The 17,087-nt window shown below is 58.3% G+C and carries 16 protein-coding genes and 1 pseudogene; 8 read left to right on the forward strand and 9 right to left on the reverse strand.

All coding sequences use genetic code 11. The annotated features are described in order from the left end of the window. Window positions 1-15 precede the first annotated feature (15 nt). Both AC0V6M_RS11735 and AC0V6M_RS11740 read right to left on the reverse strand, forming a co-directional pair. Window positions 16-465, reverse strand: coding sequence for a hypothetical protein (locus tag AC0V6M_RS11735; RefSeq protein ID WP_486138990.1), 450 nt, complete (start codon window positions 463-465; stop codon window positions 16-18). A 47-nt stretch (window positions 466-512) separates the two neighbouring features. Further along, window positions 513-638, reverse strand: coding sequence for a hypothetical protein (locus tag AC0V6M_RS11740; protein WP_486138991.1), 126 nt, complete (start codon window positions 636-638; stop codon window positions 513-515). Window positions 639-818: 180 nt separating this feature from the next. Here AC0V6M_RS11740 and AC0V6M_RS11745 point away from each other — a divergent pair, with 180 nt between their 5' ends. The 3 genes from AC0V6M_RS11745 (at window position 819) to ppdK (ending at window position 6,897) form a co-directional block, all read left to right on the forward strand. Beyond that, the gene (locus AC0V6M_RS11745; RefSeq protein ID WP_486138992.1) at window positions 819-1,733 is read left to right on the forward strand and encodes a glycine--tRNA ligase subunit alpha; all 915 of its coding nucleotides are present in this window, start codon (window positions 819-821) and stop codon (window positions 1,731-1,733) included. Between the two features lie 141 nt (window positions 1,734-1,874). After that, window positions 1,875-4,172 (forward strand): glycine--tRNA ligase subunit beta, encoded by a 2,298-nt coding sequence (gene glyS, locus AC0V6M_RS11750; RefSeq protein WP_486138993.1) that lies wholly within the window; start codon window positions 1,875-1,877, stop codon window positions 4,170-4,172. Between the two features lie 61 nt (window positions 4,173-4,233). Then, window positions 4,234-6,897, forward strand: a complete 2,664-nt coding sequence (gene ppdK, locus AC0V6M_RS11755) for a pyruvate, phosphate dikinase (protein WP_486138994.1) — start codon at window positions 4,234-4,236, stop codon at window positions 6,895-6,897. Here the strand turns inward: ppdK and AC0V6M_RS11760 are convergent. After that, on the reverse strand, window positions 6,894-7,643 hold the full coding sequence (locus AC0V6M_RS11760; protein ID WP_486138995.1) for a class I SAM-dependent methyltransferase: 750 nt from the start codon (window positions 7,641-7,643) through the stop codon (window positions 6,894-6,896). The two genes, ppdK and AC0V6M_RS11760, sit on opposite strands and share 4 nt — an antisense overlap. Before the next feature lie 58 nt (window positions 7,644-7,701). Between AC0V6M_RS11760 and AC0V6M_RS11765 the strand changes: the two genes are divergently transcribed. From AC0V6M_RS11765 to AC0V6M_RS11780, 4 genes and pseudogenes are all read left to right on the forward strand, one after another. Continuing rightward, on the forward strand, window positions 7,702-8,493 hold the full coding sequence (locus AC0V6M_RS11765) for a double zinc ribbon domain-containing protein (RefSeq protein WP_486138996.1): 792 nt from the start codon (window positions 7,702-7,704) through the stop codon (window positions 8,491-8,493). A 378-nt stretch (window positions 8,494-8,871) separates the two neighbouring features. Then, the gene (gene hisI, locus AC0V6M_RS11770) at window positions 8,872-9,270 is read left to right on the forward strand and encodes a phosphoribosyl-AMP cyclohydrolase (RefSeq protein ID WP_486138997.1); all 399 of its coding nucleotides are present in this window, start codon (window positions 8,872-8,874) and stop codon (window positions 9,268-9,270) included. Between the two features lie 45 nt (window positions 9,271-9,315). After that, window positions 9,316-9,786: a MerR family transcriptional regulator gene (locus tag AC0V6M_RS11775; RefSeq protein WP_486138998.1), complete on the forward strand. Its 471-nt coding sequence runs from the start codon at window positions 9,316-9,318 to the stop codon at window positions 9,784-9,786. Window positions 9,787-9,832: 46 nt separating this feature from the next. Next, window positions 9,833-11,639, forward strand: a pseudogene (locus tag AC0V6M_RS11780) (acyl-CoA dehydrogenase C-terminal domain-containing protein). A 63-nt stretch (window positions 11,640-11,702) separates the two neighbouring features. Here AC0V6M_RS11780 and AC0V6M_RS11785 read toward each other — a convergent pair. The 5 genes from AC0V6M_RS11785 to tyrS form a co-directional block, all read right to left on the reverse strand. Further along, window positions 11,703-11,888 (reverse strand): hypothetical protein, encoded by a 186-nt coding sequence (locus AC0V6M_RS11785; protein WP_486138999.1) that lies wholly within the window; start codon window positions 11,886-11,888, stop codon window positions 11,703-11,705. Between the two features lie 76 nt (window positions 11,889-11,964). Beyond that, on the reverse strand, window positions 11,965-12,885 hold the full coding sequence (cysK, locus tag AC0V6M_RS11790; RefSeq protein ID WP_486139000.1) for a cysteine synthase A: 921 nt from the start codon (window positions 12,883-12,885) through the stop codon (window positions 11,965-11,967). A 1-nt stretch (window position 12,886) separates the two neighbouring features. Further along, window positions 12,887-14,200, reverse strand: coding sequence for an MFS transporter (locus AC0V6M_RS11795; RefSeq protein ID WP_486139001.1), 1,314 nt, complete (start codon window positions 14,198-14,200; stop codon window positions 12,887-12,889). Window positions 14,201-14,291: 91 nt separating this feature from the next. Next, window positions 14,292-14,633, reverse strand: a complete 342-nt coding sequence (locus AC0V6M_RS11800) for a PilZ domain-containing protein (RefSeq protein WP_486139002.1) — start codon at window positions 14,631-14,633, stop codon at window positions 14,292-14,294. 114 nt (window positions 14,634-14,747) lie between these two features. Continuing rightward, the gene (gene tyrS, locus AC0V6M_RS11805; RefSeq protein ID WP_486139003.1) at window positions 14,748-15,977 is read right to left on the reverse strand and encodes a tyrosine--tRNA ligase; all 1,230 of its coding nucleotides are present in this window, start codon (window positions 15,975-15,977) and stop codon (window positions 14,748-14,750) included. A 45-nt stretch (window positions 15,978-16,022) separates the two neighbouring features. Between tyrS and AC0V6M_RS11810 the strand changes: the two genes are divergently transcribed. Beyond that, entirely contained in the window at window positions 16,023-16,580 is a 558-nt protein-coding gene (locus tag AC0V6M_RS11810; RefSeq protein WP_486139004.1) for a DOMON domain-containing protein, read from the forward strand. Here AC0V6M_RS11810 and AC0V6M_RS11815 read toward each other — a convergent pair. Next, the gene (locus AC0V6M_RS11815; protein ID WP_486139005.1) at window positions 16,577-17,071 is read right to left on the reverse strand and encodes a TspO/MBR family protein; all 495 of its coding nucleotides are present in this window, start codon (window positions 17,069-17,071) and stop codon (window positions 16,577-16,579) included. The two genes, AC0V6M_RS11810 and AC0V6M_RS11815, sit on opposite strands and share 4 nt — an antisense overlap. Window positions 17,072-17,087: the final 16 nt, after the last annotated feature.

Genomic DNA, 17,087 nt, shown 5'->3' on the forward strand with positions numbered 1-17,087 from the left:
TTGAGTAAGGCATTGTCACGATCCTGGCCGGTAATGGTGGAACAGGAATGCGGCGAAGTATGTCCAGGACACAGCAATCGCGACAATCAGACCATCAAACCAATAGGCGGCCCAGCCGGAGAATATGCGATCGGGGCGGCTTGTGCCTTGCTCGAAGGTTACGGCGTAGACCGGATCGATGACCTGCATGATGCCTGTGATAATAAGATATAACGCGAGTAGGCCGAGTGCGGCATTGGTTGCCTTGCCGTGGATTGCGCTGATGTAATCATCCCGAGAGGTGAAAGGCATCACCGCAAGCAGAAAGGCGCCGATCAAGGCAAAGGCTGGAAATTTCAGAACTGAGCCCGCGGCAGCGATGTACAGCACTAGGGCAAGGCTACTTAGACCGAGGCCGATCCAAATTCGCAAGAACGATTGATCGACCATTCCTTGATCCAGCTGGATGTTGGGTTTGTCAGACATGGTAACTCCACTCAGGTAAACAATTGATTTTGCTCTGTGCTTATCGCTCAGAACACGATTGCACCGAACACAAAGAAGCCGATGGCGGTCCACATCAATTCTTGGTCAGCACTCGTTTCGGGCTGGAAAATCCGCTTGATCAGTTGCTCGAAGTCTATTTCTTTGTCTGTCATGTGATCATTCCTATATGTCAGGTATGCATGACTATATGTCGTGATTCGCTGACTATGTCAAGACTACCTGACTTAAAGTCACACATAGCTGACCATGACCGCGCTTCATCTGCGCCATTCTGTGCCAATGCTGCGCCGCGGCATTGACGCTGGTTAGGGCATCCGCCAAAGCCTGCCGCCATGACTACCCAGCTTCCTCAGCGCGACCCCAAGCGTTCATTTCAGGACATGATCCTGACGCTGCATGATTTCTGGAGCGCGAATGGCTGCGTTATCCTGCAGCCGTACGATATGCGGATGGGCGCGGGCACGTTTCACACCGCGACTACTTTGCGCGCTCTTGGGCCTGAGTCATGGAATGCGGCGTTTGTTCAGCCATGCCGCCGTCCGACCGATGGCCGCTATGGCGAGAATCCCAATCGCCTCCAGCATTACTATCAGTATCAAGTGATCCTGAAGCCGAGCCCGTCGGACATTCAGGAGCTCTATCTTGAGAGCTTGCGTCAGATTGGGATTGACCCGCTGAAGCACGATATTCGCTTTGTCGAAGATGACTGGGAATCGCCCACGCTCGGCGCATGGGGCCTTGGTTGGGAAGTGTGGTGCGACGGGATGGAAGTCACCCAGTTCACCTATTTCCAGCAGATGGGCGGATTTGATTGCAAGCCTGTGGCGGGAGAGCTGACCTACGGCCTCGAACGCCTCGCCATGTATATCCAGGGCGTCGACAGTGTTTACGATCTGGCTTTCAACCAGAATGGCGTTTCCTACGGCGATGTGTTTCTCGAGAATGAGAAGCAGATGTCGAAATGGAATTTTGAGGTTGCCGATACAGACGCGCTGTTTGATCTGTTCAACAAGGCTGAGGCGGAATGCCAAAATGCTCTGGCGGCCCAAGTGCCGATCGCTGCTTACGAGCAGGCGGTCGAGGCGAGCCATATCTTCAACCTGCTCCAAGCGCGCGGCGTGATCAGCGTGCAGGAACGCGCAAGTTATATGGCCCGCGTCCGCGACCTCGCGCGCGGATCATGCGAGGCGCATATGGAGAAAGAAGCCGCCGGCTGGGTTGAGAAATATCCGGAGTGGTCGAAATGAGTGGCTGTTTCGCAAATCCGTCAGCCCTGAGCCGGTGGCGCACCGCGCCGTCTTCGACTCCGAAGGGCTGCTCTTCACTTCTGCTACTCCAAATCAAGAAAATGCAGTGCTTCGACAAGCTCAGCACAGACGGGAATTGTGATGGCTGATTTTCTCCTAGAACTGCGCAGCGAAGAGATCCCGGCGCGCATGCAAAAGGGCGCGCGCGCTGAGCTGGAAAAGCTGTTCCGCGCACAGATGGGTGCGGCTGGCGTTTCCGTTGGCGAGCTGACCGTTTGGTCGACCCCGCGACGGTTGGCGCTGATTGCGCGCGATCTCCCGCAAGCGACAGAGGCTGTGCGCGAGGAGGCCAAAGGCCCTCCCGAGGGCGCGCCGGATCAGGCAGTGGACGGATTTTGCCGTAAGAACTGCGTGACGCGTGACCAGCTTGAGGTGCGCGATGTAAAAGGCCGCAATACCTACTTTGCGGTCATCGAGAAACCGGGGCAGGCAACGGCAGATTTGCTCGCTCAGGCCATTCCGGCGATCATTCGCGATTTCTCCTGGCCCAAGTCTCAGCGTTGGGGCGCGGCGTCGATCTCGACCGAGAGCCTGAAATGGGTTCGTCCTCTGTCTGGCATTGTCGCGCTGCTCGATGGCGAAGTGGTGCCGTGCGAAGTGGATGGGATTGTGAGTGGCCGCGTCACCAAGGGGCATCGGTTCCATTCCGACGGCAATATCGAGATCGCGAACGCAGACCACTATGCTGGCGATCTTCGTGAGGCGAGCGTGGTTGTCGATCATGTTGAGCGTGAAGCGATGGTGCGCGAAGGCGCGAAGGCAGTGGCAGAGGCGGCTGGCCTGAAACTCGTCGAGGACGAAGGGCTGGTCGTTGAAAACGCGGGCCTCACCGAATGGCCAGTGCCGCTGCTCGGGCGGTTTGAGGATGATTTCCTCGACGTGCCGCCAGAGACGATCCAGCTGACCGCGCGGGTGAACCAGAAGTATTTTGTGTGTGAGGACAGCGCAGGCAAGCTGGCGAACGCCTTTATCTGCACCGCCAATATTGAGGCGGAAGACCCCGCCGTTGTGGTCGATGGCAATTGCAAAGTGCTCGCTGCGCGGCTGGCTGATGCGCGCTTCTTTTGGGAATTGGATCAGAAGAAGACGCTGGCCGAACACGCCAAGGGGCTGGAGCGGATTACATTTCACGAGAAGCTGGGGACGGTCGCCGATAAGGTGGACCGCGTGGCGAAGCTGGCGCGCTGGCTGTGCGAAGAGGGGATCGTTAAACCATCTCCCGTTCGCCCTGAGCCTGTCGAAGGGCTATCCTTTACTTCGGAAGAAAAGAGCAGTGCTTCGACAAGCTCAGCACAAACGGCTGAGGAACTAGCCGACCTCGCCGAGCAAGCCGCGCGTTTGTGCAAAGCTGATCTGGTCACCGAGATGGTCGGAGAGTTTCCCGAATTGCAGGGCCTGATGGGCGGTTATTACGCCGCGAAAGAAGGCCTGCCAGTTGAAGTGTCAGACGCGATCCGCGATCACTATAAGCCGGTGGGGCAGGGCGATGAAGTGCCAACTGCTCCGGTGACGGTTGCGGTGAGTTTGGCGGATAAGTTGGATACGATGTTTGGCTTCTTTGCAATCGATGAGAAGCCCACCGGCTCAAAGGACCCCTTCGCATTGCGTCGAGCTGGTCTTGCGATCACGGCGCTCATGATCGAGAACGGTCTGCGTTTTGACGCTCGCTATGTCTTCACTGAGATAGCCTCGTTATTCATTCGCAGACTTGACCAAAGTCACACTTCAAAATTGGGCAGGATGCTCGAAAGTGCGAAAGGTGCTGAACTTTCGCGTGAAAATATGGCAGACGTCATGTTCGTTGCCGCGCGTGAAGTTTGGAAGTCGCACGAGCCAGTTAGCGAAGAGCAACTCAAGAGATCACGCTACCTCGCTGCCGAAGTTTATCTGTTCCTTTTTGATCGACTCAAAGTCCAACAGCGCGAAGCAGGCGTCCGACACGACCTGATCGACGCGGTGTTTGCGCTTGGCGGGGAAGACGATCTCGTCCGCCTTCTCGCCCGCGTCAAAGCGCTCCAAGCCTTTGTCGAAACCGAAGACGGCACAAACCTGCTCGCTGGCTACAAACGCGCGGCCAATATCTTGAAGAAAGAGGAATGGGACAGCGGAGCCTCCAACCCGTCTCCTGAACCCGCAGAGAAAGCTCTGATCGACGCCCTCGATCTCGCAGCGCCCAAAGCGGCCAGCTCTATCGAAAGCGAAGACTTTGCAGCGGCCATGTCCGCTCTCGCCACTTTGCGTTCGCCAATCGACCAATTTTTCGAAGACGTGATCGTCAATGCTCAAGATGCGGATATTCGCAGCGCCCGGCTCGATCTGCTCGCCCGGTTCCGCGATGCGGTGCACAAGGTCGCCGATTTCAGCCGGATCGAAGGATAATGTCTCTCCCCAGGACGAACCCGCAAGTGTCCAATTTCGCTACCAAAAAGGTACAAGTAACGTGAACACGGTTTATCCATTTGGCGGAAACGCCGCTCACGATGATGCCCGCCAAAAAGACAAGACCGTCACCGGCGGCAAGGGCGCAAACCTGGCGGAGATGGCGGCGATTGGCCTGCCGGTTCCTCCCGGGTTCACGATCACCACCGAAGAATGCGTTCGCTATCTGCAAGAAGGCGCGGATTTTTCAGATGATCTCCGCGCGAATGTAGCGAAGGCGCTGGCGCATATTGAAAGCGCGGTGGGTAAGAGCTTTGGCGATGCAAGCGATCCCTTGCTTGTCTCGGTGCGATCCGGCGCGCGGGTGAGCATGCCGGGCATGATGGACACGGTGCTCAACCTCGGCCTCAATGACGAAACGGTTGAGGGGTTGGCGAAAACGTCTGGCGACGAGCGGTTTGCTTGGGACAGCTATCGCCGGTTTGTGCAGATGTATTCCGACGTGGTGCTGGGCGTGGATCATGGCCTGTTCGAAGAAGCGCTGGAAATCTGTAAAGAAGACAATGGCTTTTACGCCGACACTGAACTGAGCGCGGATGATTGGCGCGCTTTGGTGAGCGAGTATAAGGGCATCGTTGAAAGCGAGCACGGCAAGCCATTCCCGCAAGATGTCGCAGAGCAGCTGTGGGGCGCAATCGCCGCTGTTTTTGACAGCTGGGACGCGGACCGAGCGAAGGTTTATCGCCGCCTCAACGACATCCCCAGCGATTGGGGCACCGCCGTCAATGTTCAGGCGATGGTGTTCGGCAATATGGGCGAAACCAGCGCGACCGGCGTGGCGTTCACGCGCGATCCGGCAACGGGTGAGCGAGCGTATTATGGCGAATATCTGATCAACGCTCAGGGTGAGGACGTGGTCGCGGGCATTCGCACGCCGCAATATCTTACTAAGGCTGCCCGCGATGCGGCGGGCGCAAAGCCGCTGTCGATGGAAGAGGCCATGCCGGACGCCTATGGCGAGCTGGCGCGCGTGTTTGACCTGCTCGAAGGCCATTACCGCGATATGCAGGACATCGAGTTTACCGTGGAGCGCGGCAAGCTGTGGATGCTGCAAACGCGCAGCGGCAAGCGGACCGCCAAGGCGGCGCTCAAAATGGCGGTTGAGATGGTGGGTGAGGGCCTGATCGATCAGAAGACCGCAATCCTGCGGGTTGACCCGATGGCGCTTGACCAGCTGCTGCACCCGACGCTCGATCCAGATGCGCCGCGCAATGTGATGACGACCGGTCTGCCAGCCTCTCCGGGCGCGGCAGCGGGCAAAATTGTGCTCGATGCCGACACGGCAGAACAATGGTCTGGCCGGGGCGATAAAGTCATTCTGGTGCGGGTCGAAACTAGCCCAGAGGACATTCACGGCATGCACGCGGCGCAGGGCATTCTGACCGCTCGCGGAGGGATGACAAGCCACGCGGCGGTGGTTGCGCGCGGCATGGGCCGTCCTTGCGTCTCGGGCGCAAACGGTGTTTCGATTGACCTTGCCTCGCGCAGTTTGCGGATTGGCAATCAGGAGCTGAAAGAGGGCGATGAGATCACTCTCGACGGCGCCAATGGACAGGTGATGCTGGGCATTGTGCCAACGATTGAGCCAGAGCTGGTCGGTGACTTTGGCACTCTGATGGAATGGGCGGACAGCCACCGCCGGATGCGGGTGCGCACCAATGCGGAAACGCCGACGGACTGCAAAATGGCGCGGCAATTCGGCGCTGAGGGCATCGGCCTGTGCCGCACGGAGCATATGTTCTTCGACGCAGGCCGGATCAGTGCGGTTCGGCAGATGATCCTGGCCGAGGACGAGGCTGGACGGCGCGGGGCGCTGGAGAAGCTGCTGCCAGAACAGCGTGCGGATTTCACAGCGATTTTCGAGGTGATGACGGGCCTGCCATGCACGATCCGTCTGCTTGATCCGCCGCTGCATGAGTTCCTGCCGCATGGTGATGCGGAGTTTGCCGATCTGGCGGATGCTACGGGATTGGGCGTTGATCACCTCAAACGCCGGGCGGGCGAACTGCACGAGTTCAACCCGATGCTGGGCCACCGTGGGTGTCGCCTAGGGATCACCTATCCTGAGATCTATGAAATGCAGGCGCGCGCGATCTTCGAGGCGGTTTGCGACGTTCAGGCCTCAAGCGGTGAAGCGCCGCTGCCTGAAATCATGGTGCCATTGGTGGCGACCCGCAAGGAGCTAGCGATTTTGCGCGAGCTGATTGATCGGACCGCTGAAGAAGTGTTCGCCGAAAAGGGCGCGCGAGTTGAGTATCTGGTCGGCACGATGATCGAGTTACCGCGTGCTGCTTTGATGGCGGGCGAAATTGCGCATGAAGGCGCATTCTTCAGCTTCGGCACGAACGATCTGACCCAAACAACCTTGGGCGTGTCGCGTGACGATTCGGCGCGTTTCCTGGCGCCTTATGTCGATAAGGGCATTTTTGCTCGTGACCCATTCGTCAGCCTCGACGTTGACGGCGTTGGTCGGCTGGTTGAGCTAGCCGCAGAGCGGGGCAGGGCAACACGCGCCGACATCAAGCTCGGGATTTGCGGCGAACATGGCGGCGATCCCGCCAGTATCGCGTTTTGCGAAGAGGTCGGTCTCGATTACGTCTCCGCATCGCCATACCGTGTGCCAATCGCGCGGTTGGCAGCGGCGCAATCGGCGCTGCGGGACTAACGCCAGCCGGTAAGGGTTAGCAGTTCGAAGGTCTCGGTGACGCGGCCTTCGCTGTCTTTCATCGCTTCGAATGCGTCATGCGCGCGGGCGAGTTCGCTGCGCGTCAATGGCGGCGGTGCATCGGCCAGCACGTTGGTGAGGGCCTGTTCGCGCAGGTCAGCGATCAGGCGGTCCAGACTGCGATAGCTGACCTCTACCGTATGGCTATCGACCACCTGACGCTTGAAACCCGCCCGTTCGAGCAAGCCGGTTGCCGCACGGCTATCGATCTGAGGGTGGATGCGCGCAGCCGGACGGTCTGCGTCTGCGGTCATCATGATTTGGCGCAGCGCGGGAAGGCTTCCTGCACCGATCATCTGCGCAAACATGATACCGCCGTCGGCCAAGTCATTGCGATAATGCAGCAGCGCGCCGGGCAGATCGTTGACCGTGTCGAGCCGATTAAGGCTGATAATAAGATCAAGCTCGGATAGGCCGCTTGGTTGCTCCTCATCATGGGAGTGCAGGGTAGTGAGGTCGGAACCCAAACGGCGTAAATCGGCGGAAAGATCGCCTGTGACCTCGCCGATAATCAACGCGCGCGATGGCTCAAGCCGCATAAAACCGATGCGCTCGATGCAATCCTGCTCCAGCTCCTCCGCCAGCCAACGCGCAGCCCCATCGGCCTGCGCCAATCGGGAAGCGCGCGAAGCTCTCGCCTCGCGCCGTGCTTTGGAAAAGATCGTTGGAACTTGGCGTGTTTGCATAATCGGCGCTGCCCTGCCGTGCTTGCCACCGCAGTGCAAGCCATGCGAGGGTTCCGGCATGGGTTTGGGTGCGCATATCGCTGAGGGGCTGAAGCCTGTGGTGGACTTGGTCTATCCGCCGCGCTGCCCGCTATGCGGCGATGCGACTGCCGATCAGGGCGGCGTATGCAGTGCATGCTGGGGCGATCTGGTCATTCCGGGGGAGCCATCGTGCAAAACCTGCGGCAGGCCATTTGGCTCCGATCAAATGGAAGAAGAGGCGCTGTGCGCGCCGTGCATGGCTGACCCGCCCAAGCATTCCGGCATTGTCGCGGCCACGGTCTATAACGATGCCTCGCGAAAGCTGATTCTGACCTTCAAGCATGGCGGCAAGATCTCGCTCGCGGGTTTGCTCGGTCGATTGCTGGCCGCGCGGCTTCCTGATCCGGAGGAGGGCGATTCGCCGCCATTGCTGATCCCTGTGCCATTGCATCGCTGGCGGCTGTGGCAGCGCGGCTTTAATCAATCCGGCCTACTGGCCAACGAACTTGCGAAGCGGGGTAAGGGCGAAGTGCTTGTCGATGGCTTGGTTCGGCGTAAGCGCACGCCAAGTCTGGGCGGCCTTGGCGCGAAGGAGCGGCGCAAGACCTTGTCTGGCGCGATTGCGATCCGAGAGTCGCGCAAGGCGGCGATTAAGGGCCGCGATGTGATTCTCGTCGATGATGTTCTCACCAGCGGAGCAACCAGCGATGCCTGCGTCGGCGTGTTGCTGAGAGCAGGCGCTTGCTCTGTCACGATCGCATGCTTCGCGCGCGTCGTCGACAGCGAGTTTGACGCGTCGCTCCACCGCATGAGCTCGGCTGAAATTTAAGAAAAAGAAGCCAGAAAACACAACGCCCGAGGCCATTACGACCCCGGGCGCCACGTGACGAAAAAATGCGGACCCGCTCTTAAAGAGCTCAGGCAGCCACCCCCTAACTTGGCTACCAGGATCCAATCCCTCATCGTTCGAACTGTCTATCGCCAACACCCCGCGGCCGGCGAAGAAACAGTCACCCCCTGAACCTGGCATTCTTAAGACGCCGGTATCCGGTGGACAGACCCGCAAAGGCCTGCTGAGACGCTTTGTCTCACTGGAGTCTTAATTCGCAAAGGTCGAAACCGATGACTGGTGGATTTTGCGTAGGCTCTGTGGTTATCGTGCAACAAGCCATCGCATTAACAGCCCCATTCACCGAAGGATTCACAATTGAGCAACGATTTGGGCGGCGGTGACGCTGCGGAAAAGCGGAACCGCGAGCAAGGTGGCGAGCTGCTGCCTAAGTTTGATGATCGCGGTTTGTTAAGCGCAGTGGTTACCGATTCGGGCACCGGCGAGGTCTTGATGGTCGCATTCATGAATGCTGAGGCTTTGCAAAAGACGATTGAAACGAGCCGCGCGCATTTTTGGTCGCGCTCGCGCCAAAGCCTTTGGATGAAGGGCGAAAGCTCTGGCAATGTGCTTGAGGTGCAAGAGATGTTGGTGGACTGCGATCAAGATGCGATTGTGCTGAAGGTTCAGCCATCAGGGCCGACCTGTCACACCGGCGCGCGCAGCCGCTTCTACCGCCGGATAGAAGGTGGCCAATTGGTCGATGCCTCTCGTTAAGGTCAATACTTGACGCTCACGTAAAGGTAAGGTAGATGATTGTGCATGGCTACAGCACACGCACAATCATCTTCTCGCAAAGCCGATGTTTCCGGTGAAACAGGCCGGCGCCGCAATGGCGCGCATCTTGATCGCCCTGACAAGCACGAGCGTGAACAGTTTTCCATCTCTGACCTGACAAGCGAATTTGAGTGCACCGCACGTGCGCTGCGCTTTTACGAGGACGAGGGGCTTATCTCTCCCGCTCGCGTCGGACTGACCCGAGTCTATTCAAAGCGTGACCGGGCGAGGCTTGCCTGGATTATGCGGGCAAAGAACGTCGGCTTTAGCCTGACCGAGATTCGCGAGATGATCGACCTCTACGATCTCGACGATGGCCGCGTGGAACAACGCCGTGTCACGATCGAGAAGTGCCGCACGCACATCGCCAAGCTGAAAAGCCAGAGGGCCGATATCGACTCCTCGATCAAGGAACTTACCGATTTTGTGGCCGAGATTGAAAAGCTCGATCTTTGACCGCCTAACCCCCTGAATACTCGACACTCCACTAAGGGATCTAGTGATGCCAACATACACCGCTCCAACCCGCGAAACCCGCTTCATCATCAGTGAAATGCTCGATCTGGCGAGCTATGGCAATCTGCCGGGCTTTGAGAATGCGACGCCTGACATGATCGATACGGTTGTGAATGAAGCTGGCAAATTCTGCTCAGAAGTTCTCGCCCCGCTCAACCAGATTGGCGACGAGCAAGGCTGCACCCGTAATGAAGATGGCTCTGTGACCACGCCTGATGGCTTCAAAGAAGCGTATGAAGCATTGGTTGAAAGCGGTTGGACAACACTGACCGGGCCAGAGGAATTTGGCGGTCAGGATCTGCCGCATGTTCTTGGCTTTGCGTTTGAAGAATATATCGGCACCGCGAACCAGGCGTTTGCGATGTATCCTGGCCTGACCGGCGGTGCGACCGCTGCTTTGTTGGCCGCGGGCACGCAAGAGCAGAAAGAAATGTACGCGCCTAAGATGATCTCCGGCGAATGGTCGGGTACCATGAACCTGACAGAGCCGCATTGCGGCACTGATCTTGGCATGATCCGCACCAAGGCTGAACCGAAGGGCGATGGCTCTTACGCGATCACTGGCACCAAGATTTTCATCTCCGCCGGCGAGCACGATCTCACCAGCAACATAATTCACCTGGTTCTGGCGAAGACACCTGGCGCTCCAGACAGTTCCAAGGGCATTTCGCTGTTCGTGGTTCCAAAATTCATCGTTGACGAGAACGGCGAACCGGGTGAGCGCAATGGTGTCTCTTGTGGCTCCATCGAGAAGAAGATGGGCATTCACGGCAATGCGACCTGCGTCCTCAATTATGACGGCGCGACCGGTTGGATGCTGGGCGAAGAGAACCGAGGTCTCGCTGCAATGTTCGTGATGATGAACGCAGCGCGCCTCGGCGTTGGTATGCAAGGCCTCGCACAAGCAGAAGTCGCCTACCAAAACGCTGTAACCTATGCGCTTGATCGCCGTCAGGGCCGGGCTCTGACCGGTCCAGCAGACACCGACGCTCAAGCTGATCCGATCTTTGTCCACCCTGACGTTCGCCGGATGTTGATGGACGCGAAAGTGTTCAACGAAAGCATGCGCGCACTGTGCCTTTGGGGCGCATTGCAGGTGGACCTCACGCACAAGGCGCAAACCGAAAAAGAGCGCCAGCTCGCGGATGATCTCATCGGTCTGATGACCCCGGTCATTAAAGGCTATGGCACCGACAAAGGCTATGACATCGCCAACAACATGCAGCAGGTTTACGGCGGTCACGGTTATGTGACCGAGTGGGGCATGGAGCAATTTGTCCGTGATAGCCGGATCGCGATGATCTACGAAGGCACCAACGGCGTGCAAGCGATGGATCTTTGCGGCCGTAAGCTCGCATCAAAGGGTGGCCGCGCGGTTCAGGCCTTCTTCGCAATGATCGACGAAGAGATTGCCTCTGCGAAGGATCTCGCCCGAACTGGCTGACGTTGCGACCAAGCTTGAAAAGGCGCTGGGCGAGCAGAAAGCCGCGACCATGTGGTTCATGCAAAACGCGATGGCAAACCCGAACCACCTTGGTGCCGGCGCGCATCACTACATGCATATCATGGGCATTGTGTCGCTCGGCTTTATGTGGCTGAAAATGGGTAAGACCGCGCTCCAGCAGCCGGCAACGGACACAGAAGACCGCGCGTTCTACGAAGCTAAGCTGACCGCAGCGGCGTACTACGCCGAACGCTTCCTGCCAGATGCGGGCGCGCTGCGTCGCAAGCTGGAGGCTGGCTCTGAAAATATGATGAAACTATCGGCAGACGCGTTTGCCACAGCGGCATAACGCCAAATATCATCGTCACGTAAAAAGGCCCGAGAGCGCAAACTCTCGGGCCTTTGTCGTGTTTTAGGCGGAACTTGCTCCGGCTATAATTTTCTCGGCCACTTCCTCAATCGAACCAGTGACGAGCAGCGGACTGCCCCCGACCATCCCGACATTGGTTTGGCCATTCTCGCCGGTGCGGAGCCAGGCGATGTTGTCTGCCACCACCATGTAATTTCCGCCGCGCGATTCAAGTAGGATGAATTTCATATCAGTATCTCCAGACCTCGCCTTTGATGAAGCGATAAGGTCAAGATCAGATTAAACTCGCGGCTTGGATCGGGGGTTATTCCACCGGCAGGAAGTCGGGTACCGACAGATAGCGCTCGCCCGTATCGTAGTTAAAGCCAAGCACGCGTGTACCCGCATCCAGATCTGGCAGCTTCTTGGCAATCGCAGCCAGTGTTGCGCCGCTGGAGATACCGATCAGCATCCCTTCCTCAGCGGCCGCGCGGCGCGCCATTTCTCGGGCATCCTCTGCGTCCACCGGGATTGCACCATCGATGGCGTCAGTGTGGAGGTTGCCCGGAATAAAGCCTGCGCCAATACCTTGGATCGGGTGCGGGCCGGGCTGGCCGCCGTTGATGACAGGGGACAGCTCTGGCTCAACGCCATACGCCTTGAACCCGCTCCAGCTCTTTTTGATTTCCTCTGCGCAGCCGGTCAGATGGCCGCCCGTTCCGACGCCGGTGATCATCACGTCAATCGGTGTGTCGGCGAAATCGGCGAGGATTTCTTTCGCTGTGGTGCGCGCGTGGACCGCGACATTGGCTGGGTTCTCAAACTGGGAAGGCATCCAAGCACCTTCGGTGCTTTCGACGATTTGGGTTGCGCGCTCAATCGCGCCCTTCATGCCTTTTTCTTTCGGGGTAAGGTCGAAGCTCGCACCATAGGCCAGCATCAGGCGGCGGCGTTCAATTGACATGCTTTCGGGCATAACAAGCACCAACTTATAGCCCTTAACCGCCGCGACCATGGCGAGGCCAATACCCGTGTTCCCACTGGTCGGCTCAACGATTGTGCCGCCCGGTGCGAGCTTGCCTGCTTGCTCAGCGTCTTCGACCATGGCGAGGGCGATGCGATCCTTGATCGAGCCGCCGGGATTGCCGCGCTCTGATTTCAACCACACTTCATGATTGGGGAACAGTCGTGACAGGCGAATGTGCGGGGTGTTGCCAATCGTCTCGAGAATGTTTGCAGCTTTCATCTCAGGCCTCCTGATGTTTTTCCTTGGCGGATATTGTGTCTGATGGTGTGTCTAGCATGTCTTCCGGCGGATCGAAGCTCTTAGTCATCCGCAACACAGGGAATATTCGGCTCCACAGCCCAACGGTTACAATCGCGCCAATTCCGCCGGCCACAACGGCGGCAACCGGGCCAACGGCGCTGGCGAGAAAACCGGAAAACGCGTCCCCACCTTCATTCGAGGCACTGATCGTGAGCAGCGAAGCGGAAGACACCCTGCCGCGCTTGTCATCGGGCGTGTGCAACTGGATCAAGGATTGCCGGATATAGACGCTAAACATGTCCGCTGCGCCCACAATCACCAGCATCGCAAGGCTCAGTGGCATCGACGTGGACAGGCCAAAGACAATCGTCGCAAGGCCGAATACTGCGACGGCCCACAGCATTTTTGGGCCAACATTGGTCTTGAGCGGCCGGAATGAGAACCACAGGGCCGTAACCGCTGCGCCGACCGCAGGTGCCGCGGCGAGGAAGCCTAGTCCGACTTCTCCAGCGTTCAGGATATCGCGTGCGTAGACCGGGAAGAGCGCTGTCGCTCCCGCAAGAAACACCGCGAACAGATCAAGCGTGATCGCGCCAAGGACCATCTTGTTGCGCACTACGTAAGACACGCCATCGATGATCGCGCCGATGGGCCGTTGGTCTTTACGGGTCGCTGGCTGCGGCACTTTGCCAATGATGGACAGTGCGATCAGCGAGACTGCGAACAAGGCGCAGGCCGCGAAATAGGGAAGGGCAGGCCCCGCGCGGTACAAAACGCCACCAATTGCTGGTCCGATGATCATGCCAACCTGCCAAGCGATGGATGACAAAGCGATTGCTGTCGGCAGCAGCGCCTTTGGCACAAGATTGGGAGCCAGCGCTGACAGTGCCGGTCCTGCAAATCCCCGCGCAATGCCCAGCAGGACGGCTATCGAGAACAGAACCGGGAGTGTGATCGCTCCGCTCCACGTGAACCAGGCGAGGGCGGCGGCGCAGGCAAATTGCAAAAATACGGTCAATTGCGCGAGGCGCCGCCTGTCAAATCGGTCCGCTGCGAGACCCGTAAACGGTGTCAGCACGAACAGGGGCAGGAACTGAAACAAGCCGATAAGCGCAAGCTGGCCGGAGGCCTCGGCAATGCTCATTCCAGCATCGCGCGCGATATTATAAGTCTGCCAGCCAATGATTAGCAGCATGGCGTATTGCGCCAGCGTCATCGCAAAGCGGCTGACCCAATAGGCGCGGAAATTGGGGACCCGGAACGGGTGGCTTGGGATTTGATCAGTGTCGCTCACGCATTGGCAATGGCAGGCGCAACATGGCCTGCCAAGGTGCGAGAACTATTTGTTGTATCGCTGCCCGGTCAAACGGACCGGCGGCAAAGGTTTAGCGCTTGCGGCGCAGGCGCGGATTAGGCTGAAGCGCGTCAATAATTTCGATAAAGTCGTCAATCCGAATGATCCGCTCAAACTGAAAGCCTGCCCGTTCTTCGTGAATCCAGATCAAATAGGCTTCGATCCGGCCAACAATCGGCAAGCGGATGATCACGCGATCACCGCGATTGAGATTGCCGCTCGCATCGTCGACCATAAAGCCGTGCGCGGACAAGTTTGATACATGTAATTCGAGGTCGCCGTGCGCAAAGTGCTCCACAATCACCGGGAAATCGACCGGGTGACGTGCAGCTCGACGCATATCAGTGACGCTCAGATTCGCTCCGGCTGACACAGTTCTCGACCCTCCATTATTGTCCGAGTGACAGCTCTAATGGATCGAAAAGGCTGACAATTGGTAAAGCTGGCGAAATAGAGCCGGTGTTTAGAACTGTCACAAAGGCGGGATTTAGCGGGTAATCAGCCCATGCTTCTTCTTGCCAAGGCTCAGTTTCAGGGTGTCGCCATCCGCCGGTGCCACAAGAAAACCGGGCTCTGTGACGGCCGTGTCATCGATCTTTACCGCGCCCTCGGCGATCTTGCGTTTCGCCTCGCCATTGGAGGCGGTGAAGCCGATTTCGGTTAGCACCGCGCCAATCCGCATGCCGTCTGCGCCCACCGCCAATGAAGGCAGGTCTTCGCCTGCGCCGCCGCCAGCAAAGGTTTCCTTCGCAGTTGCTTCGGCGGCTTTGGCAGCCTCATCGCCGCGCACCAGCTTGGTCACTTCGTTTGCGAGCACGACCTTAGCATCGTTGATCTCTGCGCCCTCAAGCGCCTCAAGTTTGGCGATCTCGTCCAGCGGCAGGTCCGTGAACAATTTCAGGAAGCGGCCCACGTCGCGGTCATCGCAATTGCGCCAATATTGCCAGAAATCATAGGCGGGCAATTGATCATCGTTGAGCCAAACGGCGCCCGATGCGGTCTTACCCATCTTTGCGCCATCTGCTGTGGTCAGCAATGGCGTTGTCAGACCATAAAGCTCGCGGCTCTCCATCCGGCGCGACAATTCCATGCCGTTGACGATATTGCCCCATTGATCACTGCCGCCCATTTGCAGACGGCACTCATATCGGCGTGCGAGCTCCAGGAAGTCATAGGCCTGAAGGATCATGTAATTGAATTCGAGGAAGGTAAGCGGCTGCTCCCGGTCAAGGCGCAGGCGGACCGAATCGAAGGTCAGCATCCGGTTGACGGTGAAGTGCGGCCCAACATCGCGCAGCAATTCGACATAGCCCAGCTTTGACAGCCACTCGTCATTGTCGACCATCACCGCATCGCTTGGTCCGTCGCCGAATGTCAGCAAACGCTCAAACACCGTGCGGATCGAAGCGATATTGCCTTGGATCGCATCTCCGGTCAGCAGCTTGCGGCTCTCATCCTTGCCGGAAGGGTCGCCGACCTTTGTCGTGCCACCGCCCATCACAACAATCGGCTTGTGACCGGTCTGTTGCAGGCGGCGCAGCATCATGATCTGGACTAGGCTGCCCACGTGCAGGCTGGGCGCGGTCGCATCAAAGCCGATATATCCCGGCACAACCTGCTTAGCCGCGAGCTGATCGAGCGCGCCGCTGTCAGTGACTTGGTGGATGTAGCCGCGTTCATCGAGCAGCTGGAGCAGATCAGATTCGTATGCTTTCATGATGGCGAGCGCTTAACAGTGTGCGAAGCGGCGGGAAAGTCATGAATGGCCATTGTCTGGCGCGCGCTGCTCAGCGATAGCCATCCCATGCAACCACTTATGCTTCATCGGACATGTGATCTCGGGCCCATCAACGCGGTTACGGCGCAGATTACGCCCACGGCGGTTGGCTGCGATGCGGAATTTCGCTTCGACGGGGCAATTGGCGGGATCAAAGTGCCTCAGCACGCCGGGCCAGAGCGCAAAGACTTCCTGTGGAAGACGACCTGCTTTGAAATTTTCTGGCAGCCGATCGGCGGCTCACACTACCGCGAGTTCAATCTCTCGCCGTCTTCGCGCTGGGCGGCCTATGATTTTGACGACTTTCGCGAGGGCGCGCGCGATGCTCCGGTGGATGCGATTGCTGTATCCTGCTCGTACAGCGATAATGAGCTGGTGCTAAAGGCCAGCATTGCCGCCGAATTGCCCGGTCCTGCGCAGGTCGCCCTCAACGCCATCGTTGAGCATGGTGACGGAGCGATCCAATATTGGGCGCTGGCATTTCCACCGGGCAAGCCGGAGTTTCACAGCGAAGCCTGCCGGCAATTGGTGATTGAGCGCTAGCTTTCCTGCGCGGCGCCGCTGCCGAAGGGGCGGTTGAGCTGCACGATCTTCCAATTGAGGAACGCCGCGAAGGTCACCCACGCAAGATATGGCGCATTCAGCCAGCCTGCCAGCGCGGAGTAGTTCGGTAAAACCAGCACGAGCGAAAGCACCGAAAGCCACAGAAAAACGTTTTCAAACAGCGCCCAATCGGGCCGTTTCGCCTTGAAAAACAGCGGCGACCAAGCAAGGTGCAGCGCGAAGTTCATGCCAAACAGCCCGGCGATAATCCGCTGATCAGCGGGCGAGGGCGCGTTTGCCCATGCGAGATACAGGCTCCAGCCCGACAGACCTAAGATGATCGTCCATGCAGGACCGAACAACCAATCCGGTGGCTGCCAACTGGGCTTGGTAAGCTCGCGATACCACTCGCCAATCTCGGTCAGCAGGCCGCCCGCTCCGCCGAGAATGATCGCCCAAAGGGCCGCGATAATAGCGAGGGTCCAGTCCATAACCCGCTGCTATAAC

The organism is Erythrobacter sp. JB3-1, assembly GCF_057364995.1.